The 19,365-nt window shown below is 39.8% G+C and carries 20 protein-coding genes; 19 read left to right on the plus strand and 1 reads right to left on the minus strand.

Features of this window, described 5'->3' with window-relative positions:
* Nucleotides 1–15: 15 nt before the first annotated feature.
* The 10 genes from def (at nucleotide 16) to spoVM (ending at nucleotide 9,145) form a co-directional block, all read left to right on the plus strand.
* A complete protein-coding gene (gene def / locus R4Z09_RS09080; RefSeq protein WP_338452005.1) occupies nucleotides 16–501 on the plus strand; it encodes a peptide deformylase in 486 nt (161 codons plus the stop codon).
* Nucleotides 498–1,454, plus strand: a complete 957-nt coding sequence (fmt, locus tag R4Z09_RS09085; RefSeq protein WP_338452006.1) for a methionyl-tRNA formyltransferase — start codon at nucleotides 498–500, stop codon at nucleotides 1,452–1,454. The genes def and fmt overlap by 4 nt, the downstream gene beginning before the upstream one ends.
* Nucleotides 1,444–2,793: a 16S rRNA (cytosine(967)-C(5))-methyltransferase RsmB gene (gene rsmB, locus R4Z09_RS09090; protein ID WP_338452007.1), complete on the plus strand. Its 1,350-nt coding sequence runs from the start codon at nucleotides 1,444–1,446 to the stop codon at nucleotides 2,791–2,793. The genes fmt and rsmB overlap by 11 nt, the downstream gene beginning before the upstream one ends.
* 3 nt (nucleotides 2,794–2,796) lie before the next feature.
* On the plus strand, nucleotides 2,797–3,885 hold the full coding sequence (gene rlmN, locus R4Z09_RS09095; RefSeq protein ID WP_422392293.1) for a 23S rRNA (adenine(2503)-C(2))-methyltransferase RlmN: 1,089 nt from the start codon (nucleotides 2,797–2,799) through the stop codon (nucleotides 3,883–3,885).
* A 4-nt stretch (nucleotides 3,886–3,889) separates the two neighbouring features.
* Entirely contained in the window at nucleotides 3,890–4,648 is a 759-nt protein-coding gene (locus R4Z09_RS09100; RefSeq protein ID WP_338452009.1) for a Stp1/IreP family PP2C-type Ser/Thr phosphatase, read from the plus strand.
* Nucleotides 4,645–6,624, plus strand: a complete 1,980-nt coding sequence (pknB, locus tag R4Z09_RS09105; RefSeq protein WP_338452010.1) for a Stk1 family PASTA domain-containing Ser/Thr kinase — start codon at nucleotides 4,645–4,647, stop codon at nucleotides 6,622–6,624. The genes R4Z09_RS09100 and pknB overlap by 4 nt, the downstream gene beginning before the upstream one ends.
* 52 nt (nucleotides 6,625–6,676) lie before the next feature.
* Entirely contained in the window at nucleotides 6,677–7,558 is an 882-nt protein-coding gene (gene rsgA / locus R4Z09_RS09110; protein ID WP_338452011.1) for a ribosome small subunit-dependent GTPase A, read from the plus strand.
* A 2-nt stretch (nucleotides 7,559–7,560) separates the two neighbouring features.
* Complete coding sequence (rpe, locus tag R4Z09_RS09115; protein ID WP_338452012.1) at nucleotides 7,561–8,205, plus strand: ribulose-phosphate 3-epimerase; 645 nt, start codon at nucleotides 7,561–7,563, stop codon at nucleotides 8,203–8,205.
* A gap of 81 nt (nucleotides 8,206–8,286) precedes the next feature.
* On the plus strand, nucleotides 8,287–8,946 hold the full coding sequence (locus R4Z09_RS09120; protein ID WP_338452013.1) for a thiamine diphosphokinase: 660 nt from the start codon (nucleotides 8,287–8,289) through the stop codon (nucleotides 8,944–8,946).
* A gap of 118 nt (nucleotides 8,947–9,064) precedes the next feature.
* A complete protein-coding gene (gene spoVM, locus R4Z09_RS09125; RefSeq protein ID WP_071395378.1) occupies nucleotides 9,065–9,145 on the plus strand; it encodes a stage V sporulation protein SpoVM in 81 nt (26 codons plus the stop codon).
* A 155-nt stretch (nucleotides 9,146–9,300) separates the two neighbouring features.
* On the opposite strand, the gene rpmB is transcribed toward spoVM, so the two are convergent.
* Nucleotides 9,301–9,489 (minus strand): 50S ribosomal protein L28, encoded by a 189-nt coding sequence (gene rpmB, locus R4Z09_RS09130; RefSeq protein WP_071395377.1) that lies wholly within the window; start codon nucleotides 9,487–9,489, stop codon nucleotides 9,301–9,303.
* 740 nt (nucleotides 9,490–10,229) lie between these two features.
* On the opposite strand from rpmB, the gene R4Z09_RS09135 reads away from it, so the two are divergent.
* The 9 genes from R4Z09_RS09135 to rnc all read left to right on the plus strand — a co-directional run bounded on the left by R4Z09_RS09135 (nucleotide 10,230) and on the right by rnc (nucleotide 19,363).
* Nucleotides 10,230–10,592, plus strand: coding sequence for an Asp23/Gls24 family envelope stress response protein (locus tag R4Z09_RS09135; RefSeq protein WP_338452014.1), 363 nt, complete (start codon nucleotides 10,230–10,232; stop codon nucleotides 10,590–10,592).
* A gap of 16 nt (nucleotides 10,593–10,608) precedes the next feature.
* Nucleotides 10,609–12,291 carry a DAK2 domain-containing protein gene (locus tag R4Z09_RS09140; RefSeq protein ID WP_338452015.1) on the plus strand — a complete coding sequence of 561 codons (1,683 nt, stop codon included), beginning with the start codon at nucleotides 10,609–10,611 and terminating at the stop codon, nucleotides 12,289–12,291.
* A 344-nt stretch (nucleotides 12,292–12,635) separates the two neighbouring features.
* Nucleotides 12,636–14,684: an ATP-dependent DNA helicase RecG gene (recG, locus tag R4Z09_RS09145; RefSeq protein WP_338452016.1), complete on the plus strand. Its 2,049-nt coding sequence runs from the start codon at nucleotides 12,636–12,638 to the stop codon at nucleotides 14,682–14,684.
* 116 nt (nucleotides 14,685–14,800) lie between these two features.
* Complete coding sequence (gene fapR / locus R4Z09_RS09150; RefSeq protein ID WP_338452017.1) at nucleotides 14,801–15,367, plus strand: transcription factor FapR; 567 nt, start codon at nucleotides 14,801–14,803, stop codon at nucleotides 15,365–15,367.
* 32 nt (nucleotides 15,368–15,399) lie between these two features.
* Nucleotides 15,400–16,389, plus strand: a complete 990-nt coding sequence (gene plsX, locus R4Z09_RS09155) for a phosphate acyltransferase PlsX (RefSeq protein WP_338452018.1) — start codon at nucleotides 15,400–15,402, stop codon at nucleotides 16,387–16,389.
* Between the two features lie 23 nt (nucleotides 16,390–16,412).
* The gene (fabD, locus tag R4Z09_RS09160; protein ID WP_338452019.1) at nucleotides 16,413–17,360 is read left to right on the plus strand and encodes an ACP S-malonyltransferase; all 948 of its coding nucleotides are present in this window, start codon (nucleotides 16,413–16,415) and stop codon (nucleotides 17,358–17,360) included.
* Entirely contained in the window at nucleotides 17,357–18,100 is a 744-nt protein-coding gene (gene fabG, locus R4Z09_RS09165; RefSeq protein WP_338452020.1) for a 3-oxoacyl-[acyl-carrier-protein] reductase, read from the plus strand. The genes fabD and fabG overlap by 4 nt, the downstream gene beginning before the upstream one ends.
* A 96-nt stretch (nucleotides 18,101–18,196) precedes the next feature.
* The gene (locus R4Z09_RS09170) at nucleotides 18,197–18,430 is read left to right on the plus strand and encodes an acyl carrier protein (protein WP_071395368.1); all 234 of its coding nucleotides are present in this window, start codon (nucleotides 18,197–18,199) and stop codon (nucleotides 18,428–18,430) included.
* Nucleotides 18,431–18,598: 168 nt separating this feature from the next.
* Entirely contained in the window at nucleotides 18,599–19,363 is a 765-nt protein-coding gene (gene rnc, locus R4Z09_RS09175; RefSeq protein ID WP_338452021.1) for a ribonuclease III, read from the plus strand.
* Nucleotides 19,364–19,365 lie beyond the last annotated feature (2 nt).

A 19,365-nucleotide genomic window follows, 5' to 3' on the forward strand; every position in this document is an offset into this window, starting at 1 on the left:
GGGGAGGAACCACATTTGGCAGTTAAAAAGATTGTAATGCATCCGGCAGAGATTTTAGAACAGCCTTGCAAACCAGTAACAGCCTTTAATAATAAATTAAAAAAGCTGTTGAATGATATGTATGATACAATGATTGAATTTGATGGAGTCGGTTTGGCCGCGCCGCAAATCGGTGTGGATGAACAAATTGCCATCGTTGATATTGATGATGGCTCCGGAACAATTGAAATGATCAATCCGGAAATCCTTGAAACAAAAGGTGAACAAACAGGTGTTGAAGGTTGTTTAAGCTTTCCAGGTTTGTATGGAGAAGTAAGCCGACCTTACTATGTAAAAGTTAAAGCACAGGACAGGAAAGGAAGACCCTTTACAATTGAAGCTGAAGACTTTCTCGCCCGTGCCATTCAGCATGAAATAGACCATCTGCACGGTATCTTGTTTACATCAAAGGTATCAAGATATATAGATGAAAAAGAACTTCAGGAGGTGGAAGGAGAATGACCAAAATTGTTTTTATGGGGACACCGGATTTTTCTGTTCCGGTTTTAAGACAAATCATTTCGGATGGCTATCATGTGATTGGCGTTGTCACACAGCCGGATAGACCAGTAGGCAGAAAAAAAGTTCTTACACCGCCTCCGGTTAAAGTTGAAGCGACCAATCAAGGCATCCCGGTTTTTCAGCCAGAAAAAATCAGCCGTCCGGAAGAACTGCAGCCCATTTTGGACTTACAGCCGGATTTAGTTGTAACAGCTGCTTTCGGACAAATTTTGCCAAAGGAGCTGCTTGAAGCGCCGCGCTACGGCTGCATCAATGTGCATGCCTCGCTTTTACCGGAGCTTCGCGGGGGAGCACCCATTCACTATGCCATATTACAAGGGAAAGAAAAAACCGGTATCACCATTATGTATATGGCTGAAAAATTGGATGCAGGCGATATTTTAACACAAGTAGAGGTTCCGATTTTGGAACATGATAATGTAGGAACCATGCATGACAAGTTAAGTGAAGCAGGGGCAAAGCTGCTATCAGAAACATTACCAAAGCTTCTAAACGGTGAGCTTACATCGATTCCACAAAATGAAGCGGAAGCTACCTTTGCTTCCAATATCAAAAGAGAGCAGGAGAAAATCGATTGGACAAAGCCCGGTGAAACGATCTACAACCATATCCGCGGTCTAAATCCATGGCCTGGAGCTTATACAACTATAAAGGGGAATGTTTTGAAAATTTGGCAGTCCGAGAAAGTTTCCACACATGGGCATGAATCACCTGGAACGATTGTTAGAATTGAAGAAGATGGTTTTATTGTCGCAACAGGTAATCAGACGGCGATAAAAGTAACGGAACTGCAGCCATCAGGCAAGAAAAAAATGTCTGCCAGTCAATTTTTAAGAGGTGCCGGAAGCGATTTGACGATAGGTAATCAATTAGGGGATCTTTATGAAAAATAAACAAAAAAATGTTCGTGAAGCAGTGCTTGAGATTTTGGAGCTGATTGAGAAAAATCAATCTTATAGTAATTTGCTATTAAATCATGCAATCAAAAAAAATGAACTCGATCCGAAAGACATTGGGCTATTAACAGAGTTAACATACGGTACCCTGCAAAGAAAAATGACACTTGATTTTTTTCTCTCACCCTTTTTAATGAAAAATAAAAAGCTGGAAAATTGGGTTAGACAATTGTTAAGGATGACTGTCTATCAAATGGTTTATTTAGACAAAATTCCTGACAGGGCAGCCATCTTTGAGGCAGTCGAGATTGCCAAAAAGCGTGGACATAAAGGAATTTCAAGTCTTGTTAATGGGGTTCTTCGCAGCATTCAAAGAGAAGGACTTCCATCCTTCGAGGCAATCGATGATCCCATTGAAAGGCTGGCTGTTTCTACGAGTCATCCGCTCTGGCTTGTTAAACGGTGGGTCAGACAGTTTGGTTACGAAGAAACGAAAGAGATGTGTGAGCTCAATTTAACAGCCCCGGTTATGACCGGACGTGTGAATACAACCAAAATAAGCCGGGAAAAATGTTTAGCACTTTTGGAGGAAGAAGGGTTTTCTGTTGAAGCAAGCACTGTAGTACCTGAAGCGATACTATGCTACAAAGGAAATCTTGCTAACTCCAATGTTTTTAAACAGGGATTCATAACGATTCAGGATGAAAGCTCAATGCTTGTTGCTCTTTCTCTCGGAGTCAATGAGAATCAGCATGTGCTTGATGCCTGTGCGGCACCTGGCGGTAAAACAACACATATTGCAGAAAAATTAAATAGAACCGGTGAAGTTATTTCTCTTGATTTACATGAACATAAGGTAAAGCTGATACGTGAGAATGCTGCACGATTGGGTTTATCTAACATTAAGGCGGAAACACTTGACAGCCGGCATGTACAGGATCATTTTGAAAAAGAGTCTTTTGATCGGATTCTTTTGGATGCCCCCTGTTCGGGTCTTGGCGTCCTAAGGCGAAAACCGGATATTAAATATACTAAAAAAGAAGAAGATGTATTTCAACTGCAAAAAATTCAAAAAACATTACTAGATTCTGTTTCCCCTTTATTAAAAAAAGGTGGTATTCTAGTTTACAGTACGTGTACAATTGACCAGGAAGAAAATCATCAGGTCGTTGAAGCATTTTTAAAACAGCATCCTGAATTTGAGAGAGACGATTCAGTAAGAGACAGAATGCCTGATCCTATTAGACCAATAGTAAAAAATGGTGAAATGCAAATTTTGCCTCAGCATATGAATTCAGACGGCTTTTATATAGCTTGTTTAAGGAAGAAGGTGTAAATGATGGAGAAGACAACTAAAACTGAGAGTAAAACAGAATTAATTCAAAAACCCTCCATCTATTCTTTGCAGCTTTCAGAGTTAAAGGAATGGTTGAAAGAATATAATGAGAAAGCATTTAGAGCAGAGCAGATTTTTGATTGGTTATATAAAAAAAGAGTAAGTGATTTTGCTCAAATGAGTAATTTATCGAAGAATTTACGGGATATCCTTTCGGAGCATTTTACGTTGACAACGTTAAAGACAATCATTCAGCAGGAGTCGGCAGACGGTACGATTAAATTTTTATTTGAACTTCATGACGGCTATTCGATTGAGACGGTTTTAATGCGTCATGACTATGGAAATTCGGTTTGCGTAACGACCCAGGTTGGCTGCCGGATCGGCTGTACATTCTGTGCATCAACACTTGGCGGCTTGAAAAGACACCTAGAAGCAGGCGAAATTGTTGCTCAAGTCGTAAAAGTTCAACAGGCACTTGATGAAACAGATGAACGAGTCAGTTCGATCGTGATTATGGGAATCGGTGAGCCGTTTGATAACTTCGACAACATGCTCTCCTTTTTGAAGATTATTAACCATGATCAAGGGTTAAATATTGGAGCAAGGCATATAACGGTTTCCACGAGCGGGATTATTCCGAAAATCTATCAATTTGCTGATGAGAATCTGCAAATAAATTTTGCTATTTCTTTGCATGCTCCAAATACCGAATTACGCAGCCGTTTAATGCCGATTAATAAAGCATATAAACTGCCTGATTTAATGAAGGCTGTTCGTTACTATATTAATAAAACAGGGCGCCGGGTCAGCTTTGAATATGGGTTATTCGGGGGGGTCAACGATCAGGTTGAACATGCGAAAGAATTAGCTCAATTAATAAAAGGGTTAAAATGTCATGTGAACTTAATACCGGTTAATTATGTTCCTGAACGAGATTATGTCCGTACACCACGTGATCAGATTTTCCTTTTTGAAAAAACATTGAAGGATGCCGGTGTGAATGTAACGATTCGCCGGGAACAAGGCTCAGATATTGATGCAGCATGCGGACAGCTTCGGGCAAAGGAAAGGAAAGAAGAGACGAGGTGAATGTATGAAGGCTATTTTCGTAACAGATAAAGGAAAAATACGGCAGCATAATGAAGATAGCGGCGGTGTATTTCTAAGTCCGTCTGGGCAGCGTCTTGCTATTGTTGCAGACGGGATGGGAGGACACCGTGCAGGTGATGTAGCGAGTAAAATGGCACTAGATAAGCTGCAAGATGATTGGAGAAAATCAGAACAGATTGAGACAGCAGACCAAGCCGAGAAGTGGCTGAAGGACCATATTAATCAAGTCAATATGGTCCTTTATGAACATTCGAAAATACATCCCGAATGCGAAGGAATGGGGACAACAATTGTGGCGGCAATCATTACTGAATTATTTTCTACCATCGCCCATATTGGAGACAGCCGCTGCTATATTTTAAATGAGTCTGGATTTTCACAAGTTACGGAAGATCATTCGCTTGTTAATGAGCTTGTCCGATCCGGAGAAATTTCGAAAGCAGATGCAGAAAACCATCCGCGTAAGAATGTCCTTTTAAGAGCGTTAGGTACAGAGACATCAGTTGAAATGGACATAAAAACGATTCTTTTTGAAGAGGGTGATCGACTCTTACTATGTTCTGATGGATTATCCAATAAGGTGACGGAAACAGAATTAGTTCAGATACTGCAAAAGGATCAAACAATAGAGGAAAAGGCAAATTCACTTGTAAGGCTTGCTAATGATCATGGCGGTGAGGATAATATTTCTTTGATTATTGTTGAATATGATCCGAGTGGTCCTAAGGGTGATGACCAATGATGATTGGAAAACGAATAAGCGGTCGTTATAAAATATTAGAGATGGTTGGCGGAGGAGGCATGGCTAATGTCTATTTAGCACATGATATGATCCTTGACAGAGATGTGGCAGTTAAGGTTCTTCGGCTTGACTTTGCCAATAATGAGGAATTTATTCGCCGGTTTCACAGGGAAGCTCAATCGGCGACAAGCCTTGCCCATCCAAATATTGTGAATATCTTCGATGTCGGAGAAGAGGATGATTCCATTTATTATATTGTCATGGAATATGTGAAAGGACAAACCCTCAAAGAATACATACAAAAACATTCACCCATTCCTGTTGAACATGCTCTTGATATTATGCTGCAGCTGACATCAGCCATTTCCCATGCACATCAAAACCATATTATTCATCGGGATATTAAACCACAGAATATTCTTGTGGATGAGAAAGGCAATGTCAAAATTACCGATTTCGGCATCGCCATGGCATTAAGTGCAACAAGCATCACGCAAACAAATTCAGTACTCGGCTCTGTTCACTATTTATCACCAGAGCAGGCTAGGGGCGGAGTTGCCACCAATAAATCGGATATTTATTCACTCGGTATCGTAATGTTTGAATTATTAACAGGAAGGCTGCCTTTTTCCGGAGAATCAGCTGTTTCTATTGCACTAAAGCATTTGCAGTCTGAGACGCCTTCATTAAGAAGATGGAATCCCTCTATTCCACAAAGTGTTGAAAATATTGTGTTAAAAGCGACAGCTAAGGATCCTTTCCATCGTTATGCAACAGTCGAAGAGATGGAAGATGATATAAGAACAGCTTTAGAACCAGAACGTTTGGATGAGCCTAAATTTTCTGTACCGCTTGATGAGGATGCAACGAAAGCCATACCTATTATTACGGATGATCGGCCTTATTCTAATTTTGATGAAACTATTATTCATGGAAAAGAGCCCAAGCTGCATTCTGAAACGATACCAATAACAGAAACTGAGAATGGGAAGACTAAAAAGAAGAAACGAAAGAAATTACCGATTATATTATTTTCTATTTTAAGCATTTTAATTATTCTTGCTGTATTAACAATAACAGTTTTACCAGCTCTTTTTTCGCCAAAGGAAATTGAGATTCCGGATGTATCAGGCATGGAACTGGACCAAGCTGTTTCAGAGCTAGTTACCGCTGGATTTGTGATTGGTGAAACTAAAGAGATAAGCGATGAGGAATTGGAAGAAGGGTATGTAGTTAAAACGGATCCGAAAGCAGGGAAAAAGGTTAAGGAAGGGACAAAAGTTACGATTTTTGAAAGCTCTGGAAAAGAAACATTTGAATTATTGGATTATACCGACAGACTGTATGATGATGTCGTAACCGTTTTGAAAGAAAAAGGCTTTAAAGATATTAAGAAAAAAGAAATTTTTGATGATGAGGCTCCAGCTGGAACGATCATCGAGCAAAATTATCCTGCCGGCGAAGATGTCATACCTGATGAAACCATTCTTGAATTCACCATTTCTAAAGGACCTTCGTTGATTGAAGTAAAGGACTTAACCGGGAATAATGCTTCTGCTGTTCAAACTTACGCTGCATCTGAGGGGTTAGAGGTTGATGTTTCGCAGGAGGAATTCAGTGATACTGTCGCTAAAGGTCTTGTGATATCACAAACACCGGCACCTGGCACAGCTGTGAAAAAAGGCTCAAAAATAACCGTTATCATTTCAAAGGGTCCTGAGGAAATACCGCCAAAGACAGTCACAAAGGAAATTGATATTCCTTATGAGCCTGAAGTGGAGGGCTTGCCCCAGGAGGTTCAAATCTATATTGAAGATATGAACAACAGTATGACTGTACCGTTTGATACATTCTATATTCAAGAAAATACAAGAAAAGAAATTGAATTAACGATTGTAAAAGGTGAAGATGCAGGTTATAAAGTGATGCGTGATAAAAATGTCATCCTTGAAGAAGCTGTAACATATCCGGAATAAGGAAGGCAGATCCGCCTTGCTTATTCGAAAAATGAATTAAGGGAGCGTTGCTATGCCTGAAGGCAAGATTGTTAAAGCGTTGAGTGGTTTTTATTATGTTTTAAGTAATGATAAATTAGTTCAATGCCGCGGTCGAGGAGTTTTTCGTAAAAATAAAATTACTCCGTTAGTCGGTGATGAAGTTGTCTTTCAAGCTGAAAATGATACGGATGGATACATCCTTGAGATAAAGGAGAGAAAAAATGAGTTAGTTCGTCCTCCGATCGCAAATGTTGACCAGGCTATTCTCGTTTTTTCGGCGGTAGAACCCAATTTTAGTACAGCTTTGTTGGATCGGTTTCTCGTTTTGATTGAATACAATCGAATCCGCCCATTAATTTGTATTACAAAAATGGATTTGGCAAGCGAAACTGAAAAGATCAACATCCGAAATTTTGCAGCTGACTATAAAAAAGCAGGCTATGATGTTCTATTAACCTCTTCAGAAACAGAGGAGGGGATTAACGAACTGTTTCCTTATATAAAAGGAGAAATCTCCGTCTTTGCTGGTCAGTCGGGGGTTGGTAAATCATCTTTATTAAATGTGCTGCGTCCTGACTTAAGCTTAAAAACAAATGATATTTCTAATCATCTTGGAAGGGGAAGACATACAACACGACATGTTGAGCTCATCCATATAGGTGAGGGTCTTGTAGCAGATACGCCGGGATTTAGTTCGTTAGAATTTAGCGAAATTGAGCCCGAAGATTTAAATTTCTGTTTTCCTGAAATTCAACAACTAAGTGAAGAATGCAAGTTCCGCGGCTGTCTGCATATTTCTGAGCCGAAATGTGCAGTTAAATCTGCTTATGATAACGGGGAACTTCCAGGCTACAGGTACGAACATTATTTAGAGTTTCTTGATGAAATAAAAAATAGAAAGCCGAGGTATTAAAGATGATAAAAATTGCACCATCTATACTATCTGCTGATTTTTCTAAATTGGGAGACGAGATTAAGGACGTTGAAAAAGGTGGAGCTGATTATATCCATGTTGATGTAATGGATGGACATTTTGTTCCAAATATCACCATTGGTCCACTAATTGTTGAAAGTATAAGACCGGTCACTAAGTTGCCACTCGATGTACATTTAATGATTGAAAATCCCGATCAATATATTGAAACCTTCGCTAAAGCAGGAGCTGATTACATTACCGTTCATGTTGAAGCATGCCGTCACCTTCACAGAACCATTCAGTTAATTAAATCATTCGGAGTTAAGCCGGGTGTCGTTTTGAATCCAGCAACACCAGTGCAAATGATTGAGCACATTATTGAAGAGCTTGACATGGTATTATTAATGTCTGTGAATCCTGGGTTTGGCGGACAAAAATTTATCCCTTCAGTGCTCACAAAAATTAAACAAGTGAAGGAACTTGTCGATCAAAAAGAATTGACTGTTGAAATAGAAGTAGATGGCGGTATTAATAAAGAAACGGCTCCCCTTTGCATTCAAGCAGGTGCGACTGTTCTTGTTGCGGGTTCAGCCGTTTACGGACAAAATGATCGCCAAAAGGCAATGGCAGAAATAAGAGGATAAATGGTTAAGAAGTCAGCTTGTATGCGGGCTTCTTTTCTTCTTTATGGCTAATGAATATTAAATAATGAAAGGATTGAAGAAGTGATTATTCATTTATTAGGCGGGGGACCCGTTGATCTCCTCCCGAATTTTAACTTATACCGTGATCAGAAGATTGTTTGGGCAGGTGTCGACCGCGGTGTATATACATTAATTGACAACGGGATAATACCCGATATTGCGTTCGGGGACTTCGATTCTGTTTCTGATACGGAGTTCGGGATCATTAAAGAATCGGTTTATGAATTGAAAAAATATAAACCAGAGAAAGATGAAACCGATATGGAGCATGCGCTGAATTGGGCCATTGAGCAAAAGCCGCATTTAATCCGCATGTTTGGTTCAACAGGCGGAAGACTTGATCATATGTTTGGAAATATTCAATTACTGCTAAAAGCCAGTACGGATAATCAGTTTATTGAAATTGAAATGATTGATCGGCAAAATATATTGTTCATTAAGACACCTGGAGAGTATTCGATTCGTAAAATAGCTGAGAAAAGATATATTTCTTTTATTCCCCTCTCAAATGAAGTGAATGGCATTACGCTAAAGGGTTTTAAATATCCTTTGAAAAATCGTCATATTTCGCTTGGCTCGACATTATGTATTAGTAATGAGCTTCTTGGTGATTATGGTACTTTTTCTTTTTCCGAGGGCATATTAATGATTGTAAGAAGTACCGATTTAAAAAATGCATAAAAATAAGCGTACTTATTAGTGATATTTGAATAAGATAATGTGGTTGAAAAATTCAAAGTCGTCTATTAGCTGGTTGGTGCAACCCTAGTTTGTATGATGTTTGAGGAGGGACAAAAAGATGAAATTTTATACAATTAAGTTGCCTAAGTTTTTAGGCGGTCTTGTCCGAGCAATGTTAGGTACTTTTAAAAAGGGATAACAATCGTTTTTTAACTAACCTGTAAAATATAAATATAATCATAACGGGAAGACAACATAAAATTTTATTCTTCATGCACCCATTATTGGGTGTTTTTGTTCGATAAGTAGGCATACACATAAAAAAAGACGTCCTAGAAAGGACGTCATTCTTTATTATACACGTTCAACCTTACCTGATTTTAATGCTCTTGCAGAAACCCAAACACGCTTTGGTTTTCCATTTACAAGAATACGAACTTTTTGAAGGTTAGCACCCCATGTACGTTTGTTAGCGTTCATTGCGTGGGAGCGTGCATTACCTGTAGTTGTTTTTTTACCAGTTACAACACATTTACGTGGCATTTATTTTCCCTCCTTACTAGAAAAACTGAATCGTTTCATACAGTTCAGTTACATTTTATTAATCAGATCTTTTATCCATCCGGAAAAATGAGAAAAACAGGACAAACACCGTTTTTCATCCATTAAAGATACCTTAATAATTTATCATACAACCATTCTGAATGCAATACTTCAAAACCAAACCTTTCAAGAAAAATTACTTGACAATATTAGATGCGGAGGCGGCTCGCCCAGACCCGACAGGCATAAGATGGCTCGGGGAGAAGGTTGTACTTTAACCTTCTCATCGAGACAGCTTATGACCCCGAGGGTCTAGCCGCTGCAGCTCGATAGTTTTGGATGCGGAGGGCGCTCGCCCAGCCGCGACAAGCTTAAGACAGGTCGGGGATGAGGTTTGTCATTTAACCTCATCATCGACATGGCTTAAGACCTCGAGCGGCTAGCGCCCGCAGCTCGACAGTTTTAGATGCGGAGGCGGCTCGCCCAGACCCGACAGGCATAAGATGGCTCGGGGAGAAGGTTGTACTTTAACCTTCTCATCGAGACAGCTTATGACCTTGAGGGTCTAGCGCTGCAGCTCGACAGAATTGGATACGGAGGGCGCTCGCCCAATTATAGACCAACCATAGATTGAGATAATTTCACGAAAATTGACGCATAATAAGTATGCCTTTTAAAATGGGAAAGCTTATAGTAAAATGGCATTAGTCAAGGAGCAATTTCCAAAAGGGGGAAAACTCATGTCCATCGAATTAAAAACCACATACGGACAAATAGATATTTCAAATGACGTAATTGCAACCATCGCAGGCGGTGCTGCAGTAGATTGTTATGGAATTGTCGGGATGGCATCTAAAAATCAAATCAAAGATGGTTTAACAGATATTCTACGAAAAGAAAACTTTACACGCGGTGTCATCGTGCGTCAAGAAGAGGAAAAAGTACATATTGATATGTATATTATTGTTAGCTACGGTACTAAAATTTCAGAGATTGCCCATAATGTACAATCAAAAGTGAAATATACATTAGATCAAACAGTTGGACTTGCCGTTGACACAGTAAATATATACGTTCAAGGTGTTCGTGTAACGAATCCGTAGTGAGGGAGGAAGAATTGTGTCAATTACAGTTTTGGACGGAAAACGTTTTGCAGAAATGGTCATTCAGGGAGCTAATCATTTATCCTCAAATGCCAAATATGTTGATGCACTAAACGTATTCCCTGTTCCAGATGGTGATACTGGAACAAATATGAATTTATCAATGACTTCTGGTGCAAAAGAAGTTAAGCAAAATGCACAAGAACATATAGGAAAAGTGGGAGCAGCACTTTCTAAAGGGCTGCTAATGGGTGCACGCGGAAACTCCGGGGTTATTCTTTCACAATTATTTCGCGGATTTTCAAAAGCCATAGAACAAAAAGATATTATTAATGGAACGGATTTTGCCCGTGCCTTGGAGGCAGGCGTTGAAACGGCTTATAAAGCAGTTATGAAGCCTGTAGAAGGTACCATTCTTACGGTTGCAAAAGATGCCGCAAAAATGGCCGTTCTAGCAGCTAAAAAGAATGATGACCTTATCTACATTATGGAAGAGGTTGTCAAGGAAGCGAAAGCATCACTAAATCGTACACCAGACCTGCTGCCGGTGTTAAAGGAAGTAGGCGTTGTTGACAGCGGTGGACAAGGGTTAGTTTTTGTATATGAAGGCTTTTTGGCAGAATTAAAGGGAGAACAGCTGCCGGATTCACCTACTGTCTTGCCGACCATGGATGAACTTGTCAGCGCTGAGCATCATAGGAGTGTTCAAGGTCATATCAACACAGAAGACATCGTTTTTGGCTATTGTACTGAATTTATGGTAAAACTTGAGGAAAAGAAGCTTGCTAAAAAACCATTTTCTGAAGAAACCTTCCGGCAAGATTTAAGTAAATTCGGTGATTCCTTGCTGGTCATTTCTGATGATGAGGTTGTAAAAGTGCATATCCATTCAGAAGAACCTGGCAATGTATTGAATTACGGTCAAAGCTATGGAAGCTTAATCAATATGAAAATTGAAAATATGCGGCAGCAGCATTCAAATATCGTTGGTGAAACACATAGCGTATTAAAAGAAGCAGCACCAGCGGCCAAAAAAGAAAAGAAAGAATATGGAATTGTTGCGGTCTCAATGGGCAGCGGTGTGGCTGATCTCTTTAAAAGCATTGGGGCCGATGCTGTTATTGAAGGCGGACAAACGATGAATCCAAGTACGGAAGACATCGTAAAAGCGATAAAAGAAGTTCATGCTCATAAAATTATGATCCTGCCCAATAATAAAAACATTATTATGGCAGCCGAGCAGGCAGTCGAACTTTGTGATGAAGATGTAGCAGTCATTCCATCAAAAACAGTACCTCAGGGATTATCTGCCATGCTTGCTTTTAATCCCAATGCTGATTTAGCTGTAAATAAAAAGAATATGTCTGAAGCACTTCAGCACGTCAAGACAGGTCAAATTACATTTGCCGTTAGAGATACAACGATTGATGGACTTGAAATTGAAAAAGATGATTTTATGGGTATCCTCGACGGGAAAATTGTCGTTAAAAATAAAGACAAGAAAGTCACGGCAAATGAACTAGTAGGGCAGATGATTGATGACGATTCGGAAATAGTGACAATCCTAAAAGGATTAGATGCTTCTGAAGAAGATGTGGCAGAACTAGTCTCATTTATAGAGGAACGTTTTTCCAATGTAGAAGTGGAAATTCATAATGGCCAGCAGCCGTTATATCCATTTATCATTGCTGTTGAGTAGTAACGAGTAAAGTAGTATGTATTTATTGGAAATGGGTTATAATCCCCTTGCTTTTTATAGTAAAATGTTTGGTTACTATAAAATCAAAAGGGATTAAACCCTTTTTTATTAGATAAAGGGATCATGCCTTATTTAGAAGTTGCAGAAGCAATGGCGATAACGTTAAAAAATATGATACGATTAGTATGTAAACACTATTGCAGGGTTAGTGGAAATCCCCTTTGAAATAAGATTGGGGAACTGTTAATGCCAATAGTACTTAAGAAACAGGACAGGGAGGGTTGGCGGCTGCACCAATCGGTCGTTGGCTTGATGCAAAGATCTTTGGTAAGCCGATTATATAAGTGACAAATCCATTAAAGCAATCTGTAGCTGCCATCAAGGGCATAGGAGAAGAAACGGCATCAGCATTAGCTGACATGAAATTATATACGATTCAAGATTTATTAGAGCATTTCCCCTATCGTTATGAAGATTATCGATTGCGTGATTTAGCAGAAGTAAAGCAAGATGAAAAAATAACCGTTGAAGGGAAGGTTCACAGTGAGCCTTCTCTTACCTATTATGGTCGAAAACGTTCACGTTTAACCATTCGCTTACTTGTCGATCGATATTTAATTCAAGTCGTATTATTTAATCAACCATATTTAAAGAAAAAAGTCTCTATCAATGAGCAAGTGACTGTTTCAGGAAAATGGGATGGGCATAGACAAATGATTACGGCAAGCGAACTGAAAATCGGATCGTCAGTAAAAACAAAGGATTTTGAACCGGTGTACGCTATAAAGGGGGATATGACCATAAAAGGAATCAGACGTTGTATTCAATTGGCATTTTCCCAATATGGTCATTTAGTCGAGGAAACATTACCGGAACCATTAAGAAAAAAATATAAATTAATCAACAGAAGAGAAGCGTTAAGAGCTCTTCATTATCCGCTGGACCAGCAAGACTTAAAACAAGCACGAAGACGATTTGTTTATGAGGAATTTCTTCTATTTCAATTGAAAATGCAAACCCTTCGTAAAATAGAACGTGAGCAGTCAAAAGGGACCTCACAAGAATATGACGAAGAACAAACAGCTGATTTTATTTCGCAACTCCCGTTTCCACTTACAAATGCTCAAAACCGGGTGGTACAAGAAATTCTTTCAGATATGAAATCTCCTAACCGCATGAACCGGCTGCTTCAGGGTGATGTAGGTTCGGGTAAAACGGTTGTAGCGGCTATTTCTTTATTCGCCAGTGTTTCTGCCGGTTTTCAAGGTGCCTTAATGGTACCGACTGAAATTCTTGCTGAACAGCATGCTGAATCATTGAAAGGACTCTTAGAGCCTTCCGGTATATCCTGTGAACTGTTAACGAGCTCAGTGAAAGGAAAACGCCGTAAAGAAATTCTTGCTGGATTAAAAACAGGTGAAATTAATATTTTAATTGGCACACATGCCTTAATTCAAGAAGAAGTGGAATTTAAACAGCTTGGCCTTGTTATAACAGACGAGCAGCATCGCTTTGGGGTTGACCAGCGCCGGATCCTAAGAGAAAAGGGGGAAAATCCGGATGTCTTATTTATGACGGCCACACCGATTCCCCGTACATTAGCGATTACAGCATTTGGTGAGATGGACGTGTCGATCATCGATGAAATGCCTGCAGGCAGAAAATCTATTGAGACCTATTGGGTTAAGCCTGATATGATGGACAGGATACTCGGTTTTATGAATAAGGAATTACAGAAAGGCCGTCAAGTCTATGTCATATGCCCATTAATAGAAGAATCGGACAAGCTTGACGTTCAAAATGCCATAGATGTACACAGTTCTCTTGTTCATTATTTTCAAAATCGTTACCAAATCGGCCTGATGCATGGACGGCTGCCTGCAGACGAAAAAGACAGTGTCATGAAAGAATTTAGTGAAAATAAACTGCATGTGCTTGTCTCTACGACTGTTGTAGAAGTAGGTGTGAATGTGCCCAATGCCACCTTGATGGTCATATACGATGCTGAGCGTTTTGGTCTGTCACAGCTTCATCAGCTTAGGGGAAGGGTTGGCCGAGGCAGTGAACAATCCTATTGTATTTTATTAGCTGATCCAAAATCTGAGACAGGCAAAGAACGAATGAAGATTATGACTGAAACAAATGATGGTTTTGTTCTTAGTGAAAAAGATCTTGAACTGCGCGGACCCGGCGATTTCTTTGGAAGAAAGCAAAGCGGTGTGCCTGAGTTTAAGGTAGCAGATATGGTGCATGATTACCGTGCACTTGAAACGGCTAGACAGGATGCGAGTGTGCTTGTTGAATCCAGCTATTTTTGGAATGCGGATGCCTACCAGCCGTTACGAAGCTATCTTAAGGAAACAGGTGTGTTCGATGGTGAAAAATTAGATTGATGTTTTTGAAAGGGGCTGCTCCATACAGCCCCTTTCACTTTTATTCTTGCAATCTGTCATTGTAAATTATATACTACTGTTAGTACCTAGTCTTAGTATCGTGGACGGTGTCATAAATGAAAAGAAATAAGCGGGACAGACAAAAAAACTTACAGGTAACGATTAAAGAAAATCCGTTTATTACCGATGAAGAATTGGCGGAAAAATTCTCTGTAAGTGTTCAAACAATTCGTTTGGATCGGCTTGAATTATCCATTCCGGAGTTAAGAGAACGAATTAAACATGTTGCAGCAACAAAATTTGAGGATGAGGTTCGCTCACTGCCTATTGAAGAAGTCATTGGAGAAATTATTGATATCGAATTGGATAAAACAGCCATTTCAATCTTTGATGTAAAGCCTGAGCATGTCTTCAAGCGGAATCATATTGCCCGTGGTCATCATTTATTTGCACAGGCAAATTCACTTGCTGTTGCTGTCATAAATGATGAGCTTGCACTAACGGCAAAAGCAAATATCCATTTCATCCATTCTGTTAAAGAAGGTGAGCGGGTGGTTGCAAAGGCAAAGGTGAGTAAAATTGATAACGAGATGGGCCGAACGATCGTGGAAGTGCAGAGCTTTGTCAATAATCACCTGGTGTGTAAAGGTGAATTTGAGATGTATCGCTCGAAACATGAGTGAATGCGAAGGAGAAGGAGTAGTGGACAGACATCATGAAAATCGCTATTGATGCAATGGGTGGAGATTATGCTCCAAAGGAAATCGTGCTTGGAGCAGTAAAAGCTGTCGAAACCTTTACCGATGTGCAAATCGTCCTTGTCGGAGATGAAAAGAAAATAAAAGAATTTATAAAGGAAAATGATCGAATTTCCATTATTCATACTGAAGAAGTGATTTCAGGAGAGGATGAACCAGTCCGGGCTGTTAGAAGAAAGAAAAATGCCTCAATGGTACTCGCTGCAAGGGAAGTAGCTGAGGGGAGAGCGGATGCTTGTATATCTGCCGGAAATACTGGTGCTTTAATGGCTGCAGGCCTGTTTATTGTAGGAAGAATTGAAGGGATTGAACGTCCGGCGCTTTCGCCAACTCTGCCTACAATTGGCGGTGAGGGTTTTGTTCTTTTAGATGTTGGTGCTAATGCCGATGCGAAACCCGAACATCTTCTTCAATACGCTTTGATGGGTTCTATATACAGTCAAAAGGTAAGAGGAATTCCACATCCACGTGTTGGGTTATTAAATATCGGTACGGAAGCGAAAAAAGGAAATGATTTAACAAAACATACATACGAATTACTGCAAAACTTAGATATTAATTTTATTGGCAATGTAGAGGCCCGTGATTTGATGGAAGGTGTTTGTGATGTTGCTGTCACAGATGGATTTACGGGTAATATGGTATTAAAGACGGTTGAAGGGACAGCAATGTCGATTATGAAGATGTTAAAATCTGCCTTAATGTCGAGCTTGAAAAGCAAGCTTGCGGCTGCAGTCTTAAAGCCTGACCTATATCAATTAAAGACTAAAATGGACTATTCAGAGTATGGCGGTGCAGGACTGTTTGGCTTGAAGGCGCCTGTTATTAAAGCACATGGATCGTCTGATGCAACCGCCATCTTCAATGCGGTTAGACAAACACGCGAGATGGTGGAAGAACAAGTAGCTGAAACCATAAGGGCTGCAGTTGAAAAAACAAGTCATTAATCGTAAATCATAGGAGGAAGAGAATGAGTAAAATAGCATTTATATTTCCTGGTCAAGGCTCACAAACAGTCGGCATGGGACAGTCTTTAGCAGAGGCATATCAGCCGTCAAATGATTTTTTTCTTAATGCAGATAAAAAACTGGAATATCTTCTTTCTAAGCTCATATTTGAAGGCCCTCAGTCGGAGCTGACATTGACCTCGAATGCGCAGCCTGCTCTATTAACAACGAGCATTGCGATTATGGAGTATTTTAAACAATCAGGCATTACACCTGATTATGTTGCCGGTCATAGTCTCGGTGAATATACTGCCCTTGTTGCAGCCGGAGCCTTCACCTTTGAAGAAGGTGTATATGCCGTTCATAAAAGAGGCGAATTTATGGAGATCGCTGTCCCAAATGGGGAAGGTACAATGGCAGCTGTACTTGGACTTGACAGCGACAAACTAGAAACAGTCACAAATGAAATCACTGAAAGCGGACATCTTGTTCAATTGGCCAATATTAACTGTCCGGGACAAATTGTTATTTCCGGCACAAGAAAAGGCGTTGAACTAGCCGGGATTAAAGCAAAAGAGGCAGGAGCGAAACGCGTGCTTCCGCTTGAAGTAAGCGGACCTTTTCACTCTGAATTAATGAAGCCTGCTGCCCAAAAGCTTAGAGCGGTACTTGATGATATGAACATAACCGATGCAAAAGTGCCTGTGATCGCCAATGTATCTGCTTCTGAGATGTCCAATGCTTTAGAAATCAAAGAAAAACTAATCGAACAACTCTACTCTCCTGTTCAATGGGAACAAAGTGTACAGAAAATGATTGATTTAGATGTGACTACTTTTATTGAAATTGGACCAGGAAAAGTATTATCCGGTCTAGTAAAGAAAGTTAGCCGCGCGGTAAACACGTATGCTGTTTCAGATGAAAAAACATGCCAAGAGGTAATGGAAGCATTGAAGGAGGGGACAAGATGAGGCTAGCTGGTAAAAAGGCAATTGTAACAGGGGCTTCAAGAGGAATCGGCCGGGAAATCGCTTTAGAACTTGCGAGACAGGGTGCTGATGTAGCGGTTAACTTTGCCGGAAGTGAAGCAAAGGCCTTAGAAGTTGTGGATGAAATAAAAGGCATGGGAAGGGACTCCTTTGCCATTCAATGTGATGTTTCAAACAGTGACTCTGTGGCTAATATGGTAAAAGAAACAATTGAAAGATTCGAAAGAGTTGATATTCTTGTTAATAATGCAGGGATAACAAAAGACAATCTCTTAATGCGTATGAAGGAAAACGAATGGGATGATGTCTTGAATATCAACCTTAAAGGTGTGTTCCTTTGTACAAAAGCGGTAACCAGACAAATGATGAAACAAAGGTGCGGGCGAATTATTAACATTTCTTCCATTGTCGGCGCCATGGGAAACGCTGGACAAGCTAACTATGTGGCAGCTAAAGCAGGTGTGATTGGTTTAACGAAAACAACAGCTAAGGAGCTTGCTTCAAGAGGAATTACGGTAAACGCAGTTGCCCCTGGTTTTATTACAACCGAAATGACTGAAAAACTTTCTGAAGAAATTCAGGCAGAAATGTTAAAAGCCATTCCATTAGCTCAGTTTGGTGAACCAAAGGATATAGCTAATGCCGTTATTTTTCTGGCATCTGATGAGAGCCGCTATATAACAGGGCAAACCATTCATGTTAATGGCGGTATGGTCATGTAACAAAGCTGTTTTGGTGCTTTATACAAACAGGCTAAATTTTATCTAGATAATCTATATGAAATACTCTATAATGACCTGAGGGGAGGTGAATGACCAATGGCAGAGGTTTTAGAACGTGTAACAAAAATCATTGTAGACCGTTTAGGTGTAGAAGAATCTCAAGTAACTTTAGAGGCTTCTTTCAAAGATGATCTTGGTGCAGATTCCCTTGATGTAGTCGAACTTGTTATGGAACTTGAAGATGAGTTTGACATGGAAATTTCTGACGATGATGCTGAAAAAATCGCAACAGTCGGTGATGCTGTGAATTACATACAAGCAAAACAATAATCGTTGGATTCACACAAAGCTCCGTATTCTTACGGGGCTTTCTTTTATGAGAAAATCCATTTTACGAAGAAGTGGTTGATGATTTTTTTAAAAGTTTCTTTGCCTTTTTTATCGTTATTCATTAAACTTTTATAGGTAGTTAAGTTTCTAGTTAAGGTGGAATTTTACATGCGTAAAAATGGAAAAGAGAAAAAAAGTATACGCACAAATGATAAACAATTTAAAGAATTACAAGAGACCATTGAAATTCAATTTTCAAACGTCAAATTATTAAAGCAGGCCTTTACCCATTCATCCTATGTAAATGAACATAGAAGAAAGCCATATGAGGATAATGAAAGACTGGAATTTTTAGGTGATGCTGTGCTGGAATTAACGGTATCGAAATTCTTATTTTTAAAATATCCAATGATGAGTGAAGGAGAGTTGACCAAGTTAAGAGCAGCTATTGTCTGCGAACCGTCTCTTGTCGCATTTGCGAATGAGCTTCATTTTGGAAAATTCATTTTACTTGGTAAAGGGGAGGAATTAACCGGCGGCCGGGAAAGACCAGCATTATTAGCGGATGTATTTGAGGCGTTTATTGGTGCTCTCTTTTTAGACAAGGGCATTGACACGGTTGTTGCCTTCTTGGAGAGATATGTTTATCCGAAGGTCAATGCCGGAGCTTTTTCACATGTAATGGATTTTAAAAGTCAGCTTCAGGAATTAGTGCAGCGGGACAGTACTGGTTTGATTGAATACAAAATTCTCGTTGAAAAAGGACCAGCACATAATCGTGAATTTGTCTCTGTTGTCCTGTTAAATGGAGTAGAAATCGGTACGGGTGCCGGCCGTTCGAAAAAAGCTGCCGAGCAGCATGCAGCCCAAATGGCTCTGGAAAAACTAAAAGCACACCTACATGAAAATTTAACAGAAACGCATCCAGAGTAAGG

It is taken from the genome of Niallia oryzisoli, assembly GCF_036670025.1.
GTDB lineage: Bacteria > Bacillota > Bacilli > Bacillales > Cytobacillaceae > Bacillus_BD > Bacillus_BD oryzisoli.

Coding starts and splice junctions, on each gene's coding strand:
- rlmN (WP_422392293.1), top strand. CDS start 2,797: ATGGAGAAGACAACTAAAACTGAGAGTAAAACAGAATTAATTCAAAAA.
- spoVM (WP_071395378.1), top strand. CDS start 9,065: ATGAAATTTTATACAATTAAGTTGCCTAAGTTTTTAGGCGGTCTTGTC.
- pknB (WP_338452010.1), top strand. CDS start 4,645: ATGATGATTGGAAAACGAATAAGCGGTCGTTATAAAATATTAGAGATG.
- fmt (WP_338452006.1), top strand. CDS start 498: ATGACCAAAATTGTTTTTATGGGGACACCGGATTTTTCTGTTCCGGTT.
- rsgA (WP_338452011.1), top strand. CDS start 6,677: ATGCCTGAAGGCAAGATTGTTAAAGCGTTGAGTGGTTTTTATTATGTT.
- plsX (WP_338452018.1), top strand. CDS start 15,400: ATGAAAATCGCTATTGATGCAATGGGTGGAGATTATGCTCCAAAGGAA.
- R4Z09_RS09170 (WP_071395368.1), top strand. CDS start 18,197: ATGGCAGAGGTTTTAGAACGTGTAACAAAAATCATTGTAGACCGTTTA.
- R4Z09_RS09100 (WP_338452009.1), top strand. CDS start 3,890: ATGAAGGCTATTTTCGTAACAGATAAAGGAAAAATACGGCAGCATAAT.
- fabG (WP_338452020.1), top strand. CDS start 17,357: ATGAGGCTAGCTGGTAAAAAGGCAATTGTAACAGGGGCTTCAAGAGGA.
- R4Z09_RS09135 (WP_338452014.1), top strand. CDS start 10,230: ATGTCCATCGAATTAAAAACCACATACGGACAAATAGATATTTCAAAT.
- fapR (WP_338452017.1), top strand. CDS start 14,801: ATGAAAAGAAATAAGCGGGACAGACAAAAAAACTTACAGGTAACGATT.
- rnc (WP_338452021.1), top strand. CDS start 18,599: ATGCGTAAAAATGGAAAAGAGAAAAAAAGTATACGCACAAATGATAAA.
- fabD (WP_338452019.1), top strand. CDS start 16,413: ATGAGTAAAATAGCATTTATATTTCCTGGTCAAGGCTCACAAACAGTC.
- rpmB (WP_071395377.1), bottom strand. CDS start 9,489: ATGCCACGTAAATGTGTTGTAACTGGTAAAAAAACAACTACAGGTAAT.
- rpe (WP_338452012.1), top strand. CDS start 7,561: ATGATAAAAATTGCACCATCTATACTATCTGCTGATTTTTCTAAATTG.
- rsmB (WP_338452007.1), top strand. CDS start 1,444: ATGAAAAATAAACAAAAAAATGTTCGTGAAGCAGTGCTTGAGATTTTG.